12 protein-coding genes and 1 pseudogene are annotated in these 13821 nt (G+C 57.2%); 3 read left to right on the top strand and 10 right to left on the bottom strand.

Annotation, left to right across the window (positions count from 1 at the left end):
* Positions 1–24 precede the first annotated feature (24 nt).
* The 9 genes and pseudogenes from PSPTO_RS05385 to PSPTO_RS05345 all read right to left on the bottom strand — a co-directional run bounded on the left by PSPTO_RS05385 (position 25) and on the right by PSPTO_RS05345 (position 8719).
* Positions 25–1578: an IS66-like element ISPsy5 family transposase gene (locus PSPTO_RS05385; RefSeq protein WP_003409202.1), complete on the bottom strand. Its 1554-nt coding sequence runs from the start codon at positions 1576–1578 to the stop codon at positions 25–27.
* A 17-nt stretch (positions 1579–1595) separates the two neighbouring features.
* Entirely contained in the window at positions 1596–1955 is a 360-nt protein-coding gene (tnpB, locus tag PSPTO_RS05380; RefSeq protein ID WP_003409203.1) for an IS66 family insertion sequence element accessory protein TnpB, read from the bottom strand.
* A 42-nt stretch (positions 1956–1997) separates the two neighbouring features.
* Positions 1998–2183 (bottom strand): hypothetical protein, encoded by a 186-nt coding sequence (locus tag PSPTO_RS05375; protein ID WP_159229438.1) that lies wholly within the window; start codon positions 2181–2183, stop codon positions 1998–2000.
* A gap of 17 nt (positions 2184–2200) precedes the next feature.
* Positions 2201–2560 carry an IS66 family insertion sequence element accessory protein TnpB gene (gene tnpB / locus PSPTO_RS05370; protein WP_003409203.1) on the bottom strand — a complete coding sequence of 120 codons (360 nt, stop codon included), beginning with the start codon at positions 2558–2560 and terminating at the stop codon, positions 2201–2203.
* Between the two features lie 85 nt (positions 2561–2645).
* Positions 2646–4058, bottom strand: a pseudogene (locus tag PSPTO_RS05365) (integrase); the annotation flags it as partial.
* Between the two features lie 23 nt (positions 4059–4081).
* Positions 4082–5092 (bottom strand): tyrosine-type recombinase/integrase, encoded by a 1011-nt coding sequence (locus PSPTO_RS05360; protein WP_011103385.1) that lies wholly within the window; start codon positions 5090–5092, stop codon positions 4082–4084.
* A gap of 131 nt (positions 5093–5223) precedes the next feature.
* Positions 5224–7506 (bottom strand): TonB-dependent receptor, encoded by a 2283-nt coding sequence (locus PSPTO_RS05355; RefSeq protein WP_005771478.1) that lies wholly within the window; start codon positions 7504–7506, stop codon positions 5224–5226.
* A gap of 20 nt (positions 7507–7526) precedes the next feature.
* Positions 7527–8312, bottom strand: coding sequence for an energy transducer TonB family protein (locus PSPTO_RS05350; RefSeq protein ID WP_005771480.1), 786 nt, complete (start codon positions 8310–8312; stop codon positions 7527–7529).
* Positions 8312–8719: an ExbD/TolR family protein gene (locus PSPTO_RS05345; RefSeq protein ID WP_003380333.1), complete on the bottom strand. Its 408-nt coding sequence runs from the start codon at positions 8717–8719 to the stop codon at positions 8312–8314. Before PSPTO_RS05345 ends, PSPTO_RS05350 begins: the two co-directional genes overlap by 1 nt.
* 199 nt (positions 8720–8918) lie before the next feature.
* Here PSPTO_RS05345 and PSPTO_RS05340 point away from each other — a divergent pair, with 199 nt between their 5' ends.
* The 3 genes from PSPTO_RS05340 to ycaC all read left to right on the top strand — a co-directional run bounded on the left by PSPTO_RS05340 (position 8919) and on the right by ycaC (position 11831).
* On the top strand, positions 8919–9482 hold the full coding sequence (locus PSPTO_RS05340; protein WP_005771481.1) for a GNAT family N-acetyltransferase: 564 nt from the start codon (positions 8919–8921) through the stop codon (positions 9480–9482).
* Entirely contained in the window at positions 9479–11050 is a 1572-nt protein-coding gene (locus PSPTO_RS05335; RefSeq protein ID WP_005771483.1) for an alkaline phosphatase D family protein, read from the top strand. The genes PSPTO_RS05340 and PSPTO_RS05335 overlap by 4 nt, the downstream gene beginning before the upstream one ends.
* 154 nt (positions 11051–11204) lie before the next feature.
* Entirely contained in the window at positions 11205–11831 is a 627-nt protein-coding gene (gene ycaC / locus PSPTO_RS05330; protein ID WP_005771485.1) for an isochorismate family cysteine hydrolase YcaC, read from the top strand.
* 583 nt (positions 11832–12414) lie between these two features.
* Here ycaC and PSPTO_RS05320 read toward each other — a convergent pair.
* Complete coding sequence (locus PSPTO_RS05320; protein ID WP_044393047.1) at positions 12415–13728, bottom strand: methyl-accepting chemotaxis protein; 1314 nt, start codon at positions 13726–13728, stop codon at positions 12415–12417.
* Between the last annotated feature and the right edge of the window lie 93 nt (positions 13729–13821).

Raw genomic sequence — 13821 nt, 5'->3', positions numbered from 1 at the left:
CCTACCATCAGATGCGGCTTCCGTTTATCTTGGCATTTCCGGTGAGCAGTTCCACGGCAGCAACGCCTCATAGTCGGCCACCGACTGCGCAAGTGGCAACCTCTCCAGTACGTGGCGCAGCCACGTATAGGGCTCCTGGCCGTTGACCTTGGCGGTCTCGACCAAGCTATAGATCTGTGCACTGGCGGTGGCGCCTTTAGGCGTGTCGCTGAACAGCCAGGCTTTGCGCCCAATAACAAACGGCTTTATTGCGCGCTCTGCCGGGTTGTTGTCGATCGGTAAAAAGCCGGCTTCCACGTAACGCTTCAGCCGACTCCAGTTATTCGCCAGATAACCAACTGCCTTGCCCAGCACGCTTTGCGGCGTCACGTGGGACTGAGTTTTATCCAGCCAGCTTTTCAACTGAGCCAAGATTGGCAGGCTTTTCTCCTGCCGACCGGTAAAGCGCTGTTCGTCGCTGCCGTCTTTCAATTCGCGCTCGATACCGTACAGCTTATTGATCATCGTCAGCGCGATATCGGCACGCCCGGTCTTGCCCTTAGGTTGCACTTTTTGTGCTTCGACAAATTTGCGCCGCGCATGGGCCATACACGCCAAGCGCTCCACGCCCGGTTGTAACGCCAGCGCGTTATAGCCCGCGTAATCATCAGTCATCACATAGCCGCGATAACTTTCCAGCAGCCGTAACGGTACGTCCTGCGCGCGGCTGGAAGTGTAGTCGAACAATACGACTTTATGATCTGGAGGCCCGCTGGCCTGTACCCACATCCAGGATTGGCTGGTCGGGTCTCGATCTGGTTCTTTCAGTACCTGAACGCGGGTTTCGTCACAGTGGATGACCGGGCTTTCCAGCAATCGATCACGCATCAGATTTAACAGCGGCTGCAAATGTTCGCCGCACTGGATAATCCAGCGGGCCAACGTTTGACGCGGGATTTCTATGCCATGTCGGCTTAGCACCGTTTCAAAACGATGCAGCGGCAAGCCGTCGACATACTTGGTGGTCAGCAGCATGGCCAACACGCTGGGGCTGGCCATGCTCTTTTCAATCAACTGCGCAGGCTTGCCGGCTGTGACCGGTGCCGACTCACAGCCACGACAGCCGTAGACTTTGCGGATGTGTTTGATCACCCGAATCTGCATCGGCACGATATCCAGTTGCTCGCTGGTTTCCTCGCTGACGACATGCTTGCGGCAACCGCAGGCACAGGTCAGTTCGTGTTCGGGCAGCTCGTGGATGACTTCAATGCGCGGCAGATCAGCCGACAGTGGCTTGCGCTTGCCACGGCGTGGCGCAGGAGCAACTACTTCCTCATCAGCATCGCCGACCGGGAGCATAGGCTCGCTTTCAGGTTCATTGAACAAGGCAAGTTGAGGGGTATTAGGCTCGACGGTTTGTTCGGACTTTCGACCAAAAATACGGTCACGCAGCAGCTTGATCTGCTCTTTGAGATCAACGATGTGAGTGGCGTAGGCGTCTTTAACTTCCTGTTCGCGCGAGCGTGCTTCGTAGCTCTCAAGCAGCATCTGTTTGAGCAATACGGGATCGTCAGGAAGGTTGTCGGGCAATGGTCGCATGCCCTGGATTATACCCGTCAGGCAACAAACCTTGGAGTCAAAATCTTATGAGGACGGTTGCGCCACAGATCAAATCCATCCAGCAGCCAATTCAATTCCTGAACCGTCAGCACAATGGCTTCGTCGACATCATCTGGCGAGATTTTGAAACGCTCGGACTCGAGACGCTTGAGCCAAAGGCAGAAGCCGTTACGCTCCCAATACAAAATCTTCACTCGATTCCGGGATTTGTTGAGAAAGACAAAGAGCACCGGATCAAAGACCGCCACTTTAATATCCAACTCGACCAAAGCAGCTAAGCCATCGATGGATTTTCTGAAATCCACGGGTTTGGGATAGAGGTAGACTTTCTCGACTTTGGCGTCGGGTCGCATCATGGTGCTGGCTCCTGAAAGAAAACGGGAGCACAGCATCAGGCGTCAGCCAGTGGCTTGAAATGTGGGGTTCGTGGATCGGATACGCTTGATCTGCTCTTTGAGATCAACGATGTGAGTGGCGTAGGCGTCTTTAACTTCCTGTTCGCGCGAGCGTGCTTCGTAGCTCTCAAGCAGCATCTGTTTGAGCAATACGGGATCGTCAGGAAGGTTGTCGGGCAATGGTCGCATGCCCTGGATTATACCCGTCAGGCAACAAACCTTGGAGTCAAAATCTTATGAGGACGGTTGCGCCACAGATCAAATCCATCCAGCAGCCAATTCAATTCCTGAACCGTCAGCACAATGGCTTCGTCGACATCATCTGGCGAGATTTTGAAACGCTCGGACTCGAGACGCTTGAGCCAAAGGCAGAAGCCGTTACGCTCCCAATACAAAATCTTCACTCGATTCCGGGATTTGTTGAGAAAGACAAAGAGCACCGGATCAAAGACCGCCACTTTAATATCCAACTCGACCAAAGCAGCTAAGCCATCGATGGATTTTCTGAAATCCACGGGTTTGGGATAGAGGTAGACTTTCTCGACTTTGGCGTCGGGTCGCATCATGGTGCTGGCTCCTGAAAGAAAACGGGAGCACAGCATCAGGCGTCAGCCAGTGGCTTGAAATGTGGGGTTCGTGGATCGGATACTCTTTAACCACCACCGCCACGGGTTTGACAAAAGCCTTGAATGTCTTGCTGGCTGGAATATCGAGGTAGCACAAGGTCTCTGGTGGAATTGTGGTTCCGTCTTCGTGTACCACCTCATGAAGCTGGGCATGCGCACACCCCATGGACAGCCGCATAATTTCATTACTGCGTAGCCCGGTGTGTGTCCACACCACAGCCGCCGCCTGAACCATCGCCAAGGGGTAGTGAATTTCCGAGAGCAAATCCTTACGCTCCAGGTTTAGGCTCGCCCAGACCAGCTTGAGCCAACTGGAGTCGTCGATAACGCGTGGATTGATACCCGAGTTGAACGCCACAGTACGGGGTGTGGCCAGGTGATGACGGGGGCTGAACTTTAGACGTCCCCAGCCCCACAGTTCAAAGTCGATGAAAAAACGGCGTAAGGCATGCAGAAACGCTCGCTTTGAGTTCGGTGCAATCGCTTGACCAAGTCCTTTCAACTTCGTACCGAGCGCTGACTCCAAAGCCCACTCACCAACGGTCATCCGGTCAATCGCCGCGATGACGGCCGCGCAGGTTGATGTGTTCCAATCGACGGGGGAGCTCACCCACGGCTGCTCGCGCGTCAACCAGATGCCGGTTCTCAACATGAAGCTGTAGTTACTTTCCCGTGTCCGGGGACGTAAGGTTGAGGTGTCTCGCCAGCGACGACACCAACTGACCCAGACAGGGTCAATACCCTCGATACTCTTTTCACGCCAGTCAGCATAGCCACGCTTGCGTAACGGTTTATCCAGAATACCCAGCGCAGCTAGACCATGGGAGACTTTGCCAACCAGCCTGGCAATGCCCACGCTTCGATGGCCTTGGCCTTTAATCAAAAGCACTTCCGTGAAAGTTTCAAGCCGAGGGTCGCCGTTTTCCAACATCAATGCCGCCAGCACGCCACTCAGGAATTTTTCAAGATGACGCGCTGTGTAGCCCAGTGATTTCAAAACCGTGCTTAAACGAGTGAGCTCATCCTTGAATATCTTGTGCCCGAAAATGAATGATGCATAAATCGCAGATTGGCGAAATTTGGTAATGCGCTTTGGCGTACGAAAACCTCCCATGTGGTATGCGACTGCTGCCAGATAAGGGCGCGACCCAGCTTGGGTATCGAGGAGAGCCAGCCACTGCATTTCTGACCAAGACCAATAGGGGATATCAGTCCTACTAACGTACCAGAGAATGACGGACACAGAGGAGACCGCCAATCGATCCGAAACGCCAGCGTGTGCCACGAGATCAATTAGAGGAATAACGAGTCTGGGTACACTCGATTGTAGATAGGCCCAGTCAGAACGATACCGACGATTCGAGAGTATAGTCCGCTCCAGATCCGACAATTCCTCTTGACGCTCATAATGATCCACATCAAATGGCACGTAGCTCATGGTCAATAATGCTCCCTTGACGATTACTCCGACTTGAAGAGTTCAGCGAACAGTCGGGCGTCCAGACTACCCACCGAATGCGCCAATCTTGCAGTCAGGTCCGCGCCCGACAGGTGCACATAAATCAAGGTGGTCTTCGGATCCCGGTGACCTGCATAGGCCGTCAACTCATGCAGTTTCCACCCCGCACGAGCCAAATGCGTGAGTCGCAGATGACGAAAAGTGTGTGTGCTAAGGCATGACAGATTTGAGTCTCTGGCCCATCTTTCTACCGTTTTACTCCACGTCCACCGCGTGAGTGCCGAACCTCGATTGCGATCAGACTCGGATCGAAACAGGGCTCCTTTCGACCAACCGGCCAGACGAAGGGCATGAAGATGCGTCCCAAGTATCGGCGCAATGTCAGGGCTGTAGCACACGACACGGCTGCGTCGGCCTTTGGTCGTTTCTGCGCGCACTGAAATGAGTCGATGGGCGAGATCCAGGTCTTCGATTCTCAGGCCCACCAGTTCGGCACGACGGAGCGCACCGCAGTACGCCAACGAGAGCATAAGTCGATCACGAATAGACGACCTGGCCGCAATGCTGAGAAAGTAACGCCACTGCTCATCCGTGGGGATGTCGGGCAGCTTTATCAGGCGAGGCACCAGCCCTCTCACAAACCCTGAATGTCCAGGGATCTGACACAGGCGGCCGTGCTGGCCGCGAGGTACCGGATTCTGTGCGCAACGCCCCTGAAACACCAGGTGGTCGTACCACAGGCGGATCGCGGTGAGGCGCTGGTGCAAGGTCGAATTCGCCACCGCGTTTTCTTGCCCGGGCAGTAGCCGACGGATGTAGAGCGTGACTTGCTCAAATGTGATGGATTCAGCCTCCAGACCGGAGGCTTCGCAGTGGAGCAAGTAATGCGCCAATCCCCTGCCGTAGGCATCCAAGGTAGCCGGTGCTCTTCCCAGGTTACCGAGCAGCGCCAGCCATTGCTGAACGCTGGGGTAGCGGTGAAGCACGTGCTCATAAGAGGCAATAGAGGCCATGGGCAATCCCCCAGAACGTCGACAGAATCAGCGTAGCCCAAAAGCATTCCACTTAACTTACTACATCACATAGAAGGTGATGTCGTGGAGCTGATTCATGTCCATGGCGCAGACCTCTGGTCAATGAAGGGTTAGAAATTGGCTTCCAGGGAAACCGTGACGGTACGCTCGACGCCGACGATGTAGGCCGGGTCGCCATCGCGGAAACCGCTGTAACTGGCGGCGTTGGTCTTGGTGGTGTAAACGCCGTCCAGGTAGTCCTTGTCGAACAGGTTGTCGACGTTCAGGCGCAAAGTGGCGTCCTTGACGATTTTCTTGTCCACAGGCAAATAGATACCCGCGCCCAGATTGAAAATGGTGCGCCCCGGAATGCTTTCGTCGTTGGTCAGGTCGCCGTAGAGCTTGCTGGTGACCTTGCCGCCAAACGTGCCGTAATAACTGCCGTCGTCGTAACCGATATTGGCCGCCAGCATGTTCTTGGGTACGTTGGCGAACTGCTTGCCGCTGGTCGGCAATTCGATGGCAGCGCCGTTGTTGAAGACGGTCAGGTCATCTTTCTGTTTGGCGCGGGTGTAGGTGAACGAGGTGTAGTAGTTGAAATGGTGGGGCAACAGGCCGCTCCACTCCAGTTCCAGGCCGCTGTTGTCCACTGCACCGGCGTTGATGTCGGCAAAGTCACCGTTGATATCGCGGGATGAGACCTGGCGATCCTTGAACTGCATATAGAACAGGGTGGCCGCCAGCGTCGTGTCCTGGTCGGTAAAGCGCCAGCCCAGCTCGTGGTTCCAGCTGGTTTCCGGTTTGCTGTTGATAAAACCGGCACCCTGGTCATACAGTGCGTAGTTCTGTGGCACGCGCATGTTGCGCGACAGGCTGTAGAACAGTTGATCACGTTCATCCAGCTGGTATTTCAGACCTACATTGGGCAGCAACTTGTTATACGTCTGGTCACGCTCTTCCGGGCGCTCGGTCAGGCTGCCGTGGTTGGTGCCTTCGCGCTTCACATTCATGTAAGCCAGGCCGCCAATCAACGTCCAGTCCGGGGCGAAATACCAGGTGTCCTGAGCCCAGACTTTCTGTGCGGGCGTTACGGTATAGCGGTCCCGACCCTGGATCTCATTGCCGTTGGCATCGACCATGTAATCGGAATCTGGCCAGATGCTTTGCGGCTTGCCGTTGCTCTTCAGACGGATGAACGGCTGGGTCTGCAACTGGCGCGCACGCTCATACCAGTAGCCGACTTGCACGCTGTGCTCGTCGTTGACATCCCAGTTCAGTTTGGTGGTGATGCCCGGACGCCAGGTCTGGGTACGCGAAGGCCGGTAATAAACGCCAGTGGTCGATGAACCGTCCGCGTTGTAGGCCGCTGCAGTCGGCAGGTTGCTCAGGTCGAATACGCCGTTCTGATTCGAGCCGCGGTTGAGCGCGTAAGAAGAGCTGTTGACACCGCTGCCGTTACCCCAGAAGTAATACGGGATGACCGACAGGGCCAAGTTGTCGGCCAGTTTGAATTGGCTATTGAGCACCCCGGTAAAGGTCTGGAACGGATTCTGTGCCAGCTCATAATAACTGGACAGCTTGCCGTTGCTACCCAGCGCAGGCGTCGAAGGATAAGGGTCAAACTTGCGCCCGCCCTGCTGGAACTGGCTCTTGGTGAGCTGGCTGTAACTGTTGTTGTCCTGTTCGTGATACTTGAGAATCAGGTTGGCCGTATTGCCCGAACCCATGTCGAAAAAGCTGTTCCATTCCACCTTGTCAGCGCGCACCGCCCCATCACCGCGCCATTTCTGGCCTTCGGTGTGAGACATCGACAGCCAGTTGCTCAGCCCGTTGATCTCGCCGGTATTAAGGCGTGCAAAGGTCTTGTAAGTGCCGTTGCTGCCCGCCACCTGCTTGACGAACGCGCCGGTTTCCTTGGTGGGCCGAATGGTCACAATGCCGATGTTGCCGCCGCTGGAACCGATATGCGGGCCATCGCTTTCGGCAGAGCCTTGGGTGACGAATATCTGATCGATGTTTTCCGGGTCACCCAACAAGTTGGAATACAGCGCGTAGTTGCCGGAGTCATTGATCGGCATGCCGTCTACCGACATGCCGACCTGATCGGAGTTGAGCCCGCGCATGGTAAAACGGAAGCCCGAAAGACCGGTGGCGTCTTCACTGGAGATATTCAGGCCCGGGGTGTACTTGAGCTTGTCGATCGCGTTACCGGTGGCAGCCTGTTTGTCGAGCGCCTCCTTGGTCACGGTGGAACGCGCCTTGATGCTTTCCTCCTGAACCATGTAACCGCCACCGGCAGTCGCTTTGCCCTGCACGCCAATGGTGCCGACATCACTCACACTCTGGTCAGCCATGACCATGCCGTGGCTCATGCCAGCGGCGACCAACGCAAGGTGAATCCTGGAAAGCTTCATCACTTTGTTCCTTGTCAGTGCTATTGCACGCTGTAGTTGAAGGTGGCGGTAAAGCGCTGCTCGTTGCGCCCGCCGAAGGCTTGTTCGGGAAACGGTTTGACTTGCTTGATGCGTCGCAGGCTGTTGGTCGCGGCCCGATTGAGCAGCATGCTGGAGGCCTGAGTCTGAATGCCGGAATCCAGCACGCGACCCTGCCGATCGACCAACAACCACACCACCACTTCGCCACTCGGGCGCTCCAGTGATGCCTGACGTCCGGTGGGATACTGTTTGTAACCGTCCAGATCGTTGCGTAGCCCTTTGAGGTAGCCGCCCTCGATACCTTGAGTGTCCACTTTCGGCGGCGCGGGCGGCGCAGGCGGTGACGGCGGTGACGGCGGTGAAACCGGGGCGCTGGCTATCGGCTTGCTGGCGGCCTGAACCGGTTCGACGGGTTTGGCCACTGCCGGCTTGGGCAACGGTTTGGGGCGCGGTTCTGGTTTGGGCGCAGGCTTGGGTTCTGGCTTGGGTTCTGGCTTGGAAACAGGCTTTGGAGGCGGTGGCGGCGGCGCAGGCTCGGCCTCTTCGCTGTCGATGACGGGCGGCGCAGGCGGCGGCTCTTCGGGCTGTACCGGAGGCGGCTCGGGCTGTGCCAAAGGCTGTGGCGCAGGCGATTCGGGCTCGACCAGTGCCAATTCCACGGCAGACTCATCGTAGACCGGCTCCATTTTCAGAGGCCGGGTTTGCACGCCGATCACAATTGCAATGAGCGCCACCAGCGCAGGCAAGCCGCCCAGCCACTGACGCATCCGAAACAGGGCATACATCAGGATTTACGCGTTGCGATGGAAACGGACGTGAAACCACCCAGACGCAACGTGTCCATGATCTCGACCAGCCGTGCAACTTCAACGCCCTTGTCGCTGTTAACGATGATGGTCGTTTTGGTGTCAGGTTTTTCCAGCGCCTTCAAGGCAGGCACCAGCGCATCAACGGTGGTTGCCTTGCCATCAAGCTGCAATTCGCCGTTGAGCCCGAGGGTCAGGATCGATTTGTTCTGCGGCTTCAGTTGCTGGGAACTGCTGGCACTGGGTAACTGGGTCTTCATGCCCAGCGCCGGAATCACGTTCAGGCTGACCAGCACGAAAAACACCAACAGGAACATCATCACGTCGATCATAGGGATCAGTTCGATGTGCGCCTTACGCTTCTTGGGTTCGTCCCACGTTCTCATGCCAGCGTCTCCCTCTTCTTAGAGGCCGAGAATCTAGCAACCGAACATGACCGATCGGTTAGTTTTACAAGAACGATACATGACTGTTACATGGCCTTTATTCGCATATTGCGTGGCACTTAAATGTTTCTTGCACCTGTCACGCAAACGCCATCGCAACGCGGCAGCGTTTGAGCATTTATCTCGACGGAAAACACCGATGTGCCTCGAGCTGCCCCGTATCCGAACCTCACGCCTTCTGCTTGCCGCCTTGCAGCCGGAACAGGCATTAACCTTGTCGCGGCTGGCTGACGAGCCCACGATTGCGGCCATGACCTCTGCGCTCCCCAGCCCCTACACGCTTGAGCATGCGCAGGCATTCATCGCCCAGGCCCACGAGCAATTCGCTACGGGTCAGACACTGGGCCTTGGGATTCACGTCACAGAAACCGGGGAGTTAGCCGGGGTCGTCTCGTTCCGCTTTTCGACATTGCATCAGCGCGCAAACCTGGGCTACTGGATGGGTGTTGACTACCGAAACAACGGCTACACCCGTGAGGCGGTGCGGGGATTGATGACGTATGGCTTCACGCACATGAACTTCAACCGCATCGCAGGTCAGTGCTTCAGCGACAACCTGGCCAGCGCCAGGGTGCTGGAGAGGTGCGGGTTGTTGTACGAGGGCTGCATGAAAGGGGTATTTCTGAAAAACGGCGTCTTTAAGGACATGTCGCTGTTCGGGCTGTTGCGCGCGCAGTACGAAGCGTCGGAGGCCCGGTCATGACCGATTTCAATCCGGACCGCCGCCGCATCATTACCGGCGTGGCCGGGGCCACACTGCTGTCGATCCTCAGCCCGTTTGCACGCAGTGCTGGTGTCGATTATCCGTTCACACTGGGCGTGTCGTCAGGCGATCCGTTGCCGGACGGCTTCGTGATCTGGACACGTCTTGCCCCCCAGGTGATCACCCCGGCAGGCGACGGTGGCTTGAGCAAAGCCGTCGAGGTGCGCTGGAAAATCGCCAGCGACGCCGCCATGACGCGCATCGTGCGCTCGGGCCAAGCCACCGCCCAGTCACGCTTTGCGCATTCGGTGCACGTTGAAGTGAGCGGCTTGCAACCGGGGCGGCCCTATTGGTATCAGTTCGAAAGCCTGGGCGCACAAAGCCCGGTGGGTCAGGCCTGCACGGCCCCACCCGCGACGGCCATGGCTGCGGCGAGGTTCGGCTTTGTATCGTGCTCGCATTGGGAAGCCGGGTATTTCAGCGCCTATCGGCACCTGGCTGCGGAGCGACCGGATCTGGTGTTCTTTCTCGGTGACTATATCTATGAAGCAAACGTTTCTCCCGCGAATACACAGTTCCCACGCCGCCACGCCACATCAGACCCGATAGATCTGGCTGGCTATCGCAACCGATACGCGCAATACAAGACCGACCCGGACCTGCAAGCCCTGCATGCCTGCGCGCCAAGCGTTGTCACCTGGGACGATCACGAAGTGCAGAATGACTATGCCGCGCAGTGGTCTCAAGACCCCAGCGTTCCGGTAGAGAGCTTTCTGCGTCGCAGAGCCGCCGCTTATCAGGCGTTTTACGAGCACATGCCGTTGCGCGCCAGCAGTTTGCCCAAAGGTCCCAACATGCGTATTTACCGGAACCTGGACTATGGCCGCCTGGCACGCTTTCATGTGCTGGACGGTCGGCAGTATCGTTCCGAACAGGCGTGCATCCAGGCCAACGGTAGCCGTCGAGGCTACGTAGCGCCCAGCGATTGCACGGATCTGAGTGACCCGAAACGCACCATGCTGGGCTGGGAACAGGAAGCCTGGCTGGACCGCAGCTTCGCTGAGTCACCTGGACAATGGAATGTCATTGCCCAGGACTTGCTGGTCGCTCCGCTGGAACAGCGCAATCTCAAAACGCAGGCGCTGGGCCACTGGACCGATGGCTGGGACGGCTACGCGGCGACCCGCGAGCGCATGCTGGCATCCCTGCAACGCCACCAGACCCGCAACCCGGTGTTCTGGGGGGGCGACATCCATTCGTTCTGGACCACCGACCTGCACGCCGATGCGGGCAATCCGGATTCAGCCGTCGTCGCCACTGAATTCGTCGGCACCTCGGTGACATCCGGCGGACCGCCATTCGAGGCCTTCAACAGCATTCTCGGTCTAAACCCCCACGTGAAGTTTTTTGACAGCCGCCAGCGTGGCTATGTGGCGGTGGACCTCAGCGAGCAACAGATGCTGACCCGCTTTCAGGTGGTGTCGGATGTGCTCGACCCCGCTGCCAGCGTGTCAACGCTCAAGCGTTTTGCGGTGGAGGCTGGCAAAGCCGGGGCCGTTCCTGTGTAGGTGATTCTTTGGATAGGTAGGACTTGGGACAGTATTGTCCACTGTGGGGGGACAGTAAAACCCGCCTCAGGCGCTTTTTCCCTTTCCGGTGAACTACTAATCTGAGCCCAGGTTGCACGCCAGACCTCACCTACCCAACCGAAAGGACTTGACCATGACCAACACCCCCTACAGCCGCCTGAACAAAGATGACGCGATCGTTCTGCTGATCGACCACCAGACAGGCCTGATCTCGCTGGTGCAGGACTTCTCGCCGAACGAGTTCAAGAACAACGTTTTGGCGCTGGCTGACCTGGCCAGGTTTTTCAAACTGCCGACCATCCTCACCACCAGTTTCGAACAAGGCCCCAACGGCCCGCTGGTTCCGGAACTCAAGGCCATGTTTCCCGATGCGCCGTACATTGCGCGTCCAGGCCAGATCAATGCCTGGGATAACGAAGACTTTGTAAAGGCGATCAAGGCGACCGGCCGCGAGCAACTGATCATTGCCGGGGTAGTGACCGATGTGTGCGTGACCTTTCCGACCCTGTCGGCACTGGCTGAAGGGTTTGAAGTGTTCGTGGTCACCGATGCATCCGGCACCTTCAACACCACGGTTCAACAAGCCGCCTGGTCGCGCATGACGCAGGCGGGTGCACAACTGATGAACTGGTTCTCGGTGGCCTGTGAGCTGCAGGGTGACTGGCGCAACGACATCGAAGGTTTGGGTAACCTGCTGTCCGAGCGCATCCCGAACTACCGCAACCTGATGAACAGCTATTCGGCACTGACTGCTCGGTAGAGGCTGTTGCTAAATGGGATTCGAGGTGGATGCGCCATGTCGAATCCACGGCACGACAGCTGAGATTATCGTTCCTCACGCTCCAGCGTAGGAATGCAGTTCTTGACGCTCTGCGTCCGCTTTTGATTGCGCGACACCGCGCAGAGGTGTGACGCGGAGCGTTGGAACGATAATGATCGTGAGCAGATGACACACGTGAGGAACAATAGGTGTCCGGAAGAACACTATCGTGCCCATGCTCCGCGTGGGCATGCAGTTCTGGACGCTCCGCGTCCGCTTTTGATTGCGCGACACCGCGCAGAGGTGTGACGCGGAGCGTTGGAGCGATAATGATCATGGGCAGGTAACATCACAAGCGATCCGGCAACGTGGTGGCTTTGGTCAGCCTGGGCTCATCCAGCAGTCTGGCTTTGTAAGCCATGAGTTCATCCTCTCAGACAAACGCGCGCCATTTTGAACGAAATGACTGTAGGAAAATTCGCGACACTGAACGAAAAAAGGCTTTTCCGCTTAATCGCGAAAAAGCCTTTTTCGTCTATTCAATACGCAATATCTAAAACAAAACCTCGGAAAGCAGAGAACACTACTTCAGTTGATTGGCAAACCGCCCGACCGCACCGACCACCTGTTTGGCGCCTTCCTGAATCTCGACGATCACCGCGCCGGCTTCGTTGGCCAGTGCCAGACCCTGTTCCGCCTGGGTGCGGCTGTTGGCCATGCCGCGTACGGCTTCATCGGCCAGTGCCCTGTTCTGCTGCACAACGTTGACGATTTCTTCGGTTGCCGCGCTGGTGCGGCCGGCCAGTTGCCGAACTTCGTCAGCCACCACAGCAAAGCCTCTGCCCTGCTCACCGGCACGAGCGGCTTCGATGGCGGCGTTGAGGGCCAGCAGGTTGGTCTGCTGGGCAATGCCACCGATGGTCTGCACGATGGAGCTGATCAACAACGATTGCTTGCCCAGCGCTTCAATGCCTGAGGACGCCGACTGCATCTCTTCGGAGATCTTGCGCATGGTCTGCACGGTGTTTTGCACCACGTCCGCGCCACGCTGGGCACTGACGTCGGTCTGCTGGGAGATTTCGAATGCCACGCTGGCCGCCTGACTGACTTCGTCTTCGCGAGCCACCTGATCGGTTACCAGCGTGGCGAACTTGACGATCTTGTAGAGCTTGCCCTGAGCGTCGTGGACCGGGTTATAGGTGGCCTCCAGCCAGACTTCGCGCCCGCTGCTGTCGATTCGCTTGAAGCGCCCGGCAACGAACTCGCCCCGGTTGAGCATCGCCCAGAACTCGCGGTACGGTGCCAGTGAGGTTTCTGCCGGATCACAGAACAGGCTGTGGTGCTTGCCCTTGATCTGCGCCAGGTTGTAACCCATGCCCCGCAGAAACTGGTCATTGGCCGTCAGTACGTGGCCGCTGAGGTCGAACTCGATCACGGCGGTAGAGCGCAGCAAGGCCTGGATGAAGGCAGAGTTCTCGGCAGCGGTCTCGACGGTCTGGGTGATGTCCGACCCGTAGCACTGCAGCGTCACCAGCTTGCCCTGTTCATCCAGAACCGGCTGCCACATGGCGCGAACCCACACCAGGCTGCCGTCGGCATGCAGAAAACGGTAGTTGTCGATCACCGACTCGCCCTTCTGCACCGCCAGTTTGAGGTTGCGGTAGCAATCGAGCTGTTTGACGTAGGTCGGCACCATCTGATCAAGCTCCCTCCCCAGCAACTGCTCGGCTGTGTAGCCAAGCGCTCTGAGGAAGTTGTCATTGGCGTGGGCAATACGATTGCTGGCGTCCAGACTCAACGACACCATTCGCGCGTCCATTCCTTTCTGCATCTGCCGGTACATGGATAACTCGGCCTGCTGTGCCTGTAATTCCTTTTTCAAGCGAGTATTGAACATGGCTGCACCGTTTGTGAGGTTGTACGATGATATCGGCACAAGCGTAGACCGGATTAAGGCATTTCGTCTGACCATGAAAAATTCCATGAGGAT

Source organism: Pseudomonas syringae pv. tomato str. DC3000 (assembly GCF_000007805.1).
Classification (GTDB): domain Bacteria; phylum Pseudomonadota; class Gammaproteobacteria; order Pseudomonadales; family Pseudomonadaceae; genus Aquipseudomonas; species Aquipseudomonas avellanae.
This window is presented reverse-complemented; position numbering and strand designations above follow the sequence as displayed.

Excerpts from the sequence above, each read along its gene's own strand:
- PSPTO_RS05385 (WP_003409202.1), bottom strand. The coding sequence starts at position 1,578 with ATGCGACCATTGCCCGACAACCTTCCTGACGATCCCGTATTGCTCAAA.
- tnpB (WP_003409203.1), bottom strand. The coding sequence starts at position 1,955 with ATGATGCGACCCGACGCCAAAGTCGAGAAAGTCTACCTCTATCCCAAA.
- PSPTO_RS05375 (WP_159229438.1), bottom strand. The coding sequence starts at position 2,183 with ATGCGACCATTGCCCGACAACCTTCCTGACGATCCCGTATTGCTCAAA.
- tnpB (WP_003409203.1), bottom strand. The coding sequence starts at position 2,560 with ATGATGCGACCCGACGCCAAAGTCGAGAAAGTCTACCTCTATCCCAAA.
- PSPTO_RS05360 (WP_011103385.1), bottom strand. The coding sequence starts at position 5,092 with ATGGCCTCTATTGCCTCTTATGAGCACGTGCTTCACCGCTACCCCAGC.
- PSPTO_RS05355 (WP_005771478.1), bottom strand. The coding sequence starts at position 7,506 with ATGAAGCTTTCCAGGATTCACCTTGCGTTGGTCGCCGCTGGCATGAGC.
- PSPTO_RS05350 (WP_005771480.1), bottom strand. The coding sequence starts at position 8,312 with ATGTATGCCCTGTTTCGGATGCGTCAGTGGCTGGGCGGCTTGCCTGCG.
- PSPTO_RS05345 (WP_003380333.1), bottom strand. The coding sequence starts at position 8,719 with ATGAGAACGTGGGACGAACCCAAGAAGCGTAAGGCGCACATCGAACTG.
- PSPTO_RS05340 (WP_005771481.1), top strand. The coding sequence starts at position 8,919 with ATGTGCCTCGAGCTGCCCCGTATCCGAACCTCACGCCTTCTGCTTGCC.
- PSPTO_RS05335 (WP_005771483.1), top strand. The coding sequence starts at position 9,479 with ATGACCGATTTCAATCCGGACCGCCGCCGCATCATTACCGGCGTGGCC.
- ycaC (WP_005771485.1), top strand. The coding sequence starts at position 11,205 with ATGACCAACACCCCCTACAGCCGCCTGAACAAAGATGACGCGATCGTT.
- PSPTO_RS05320 (WP_044393047.1), bottom strand. The coding sequence starts at position 13,728 with ATGTTCAATACTCGCTTGAAAAAGGAATTACAGGCACAGCAGGCCGAG.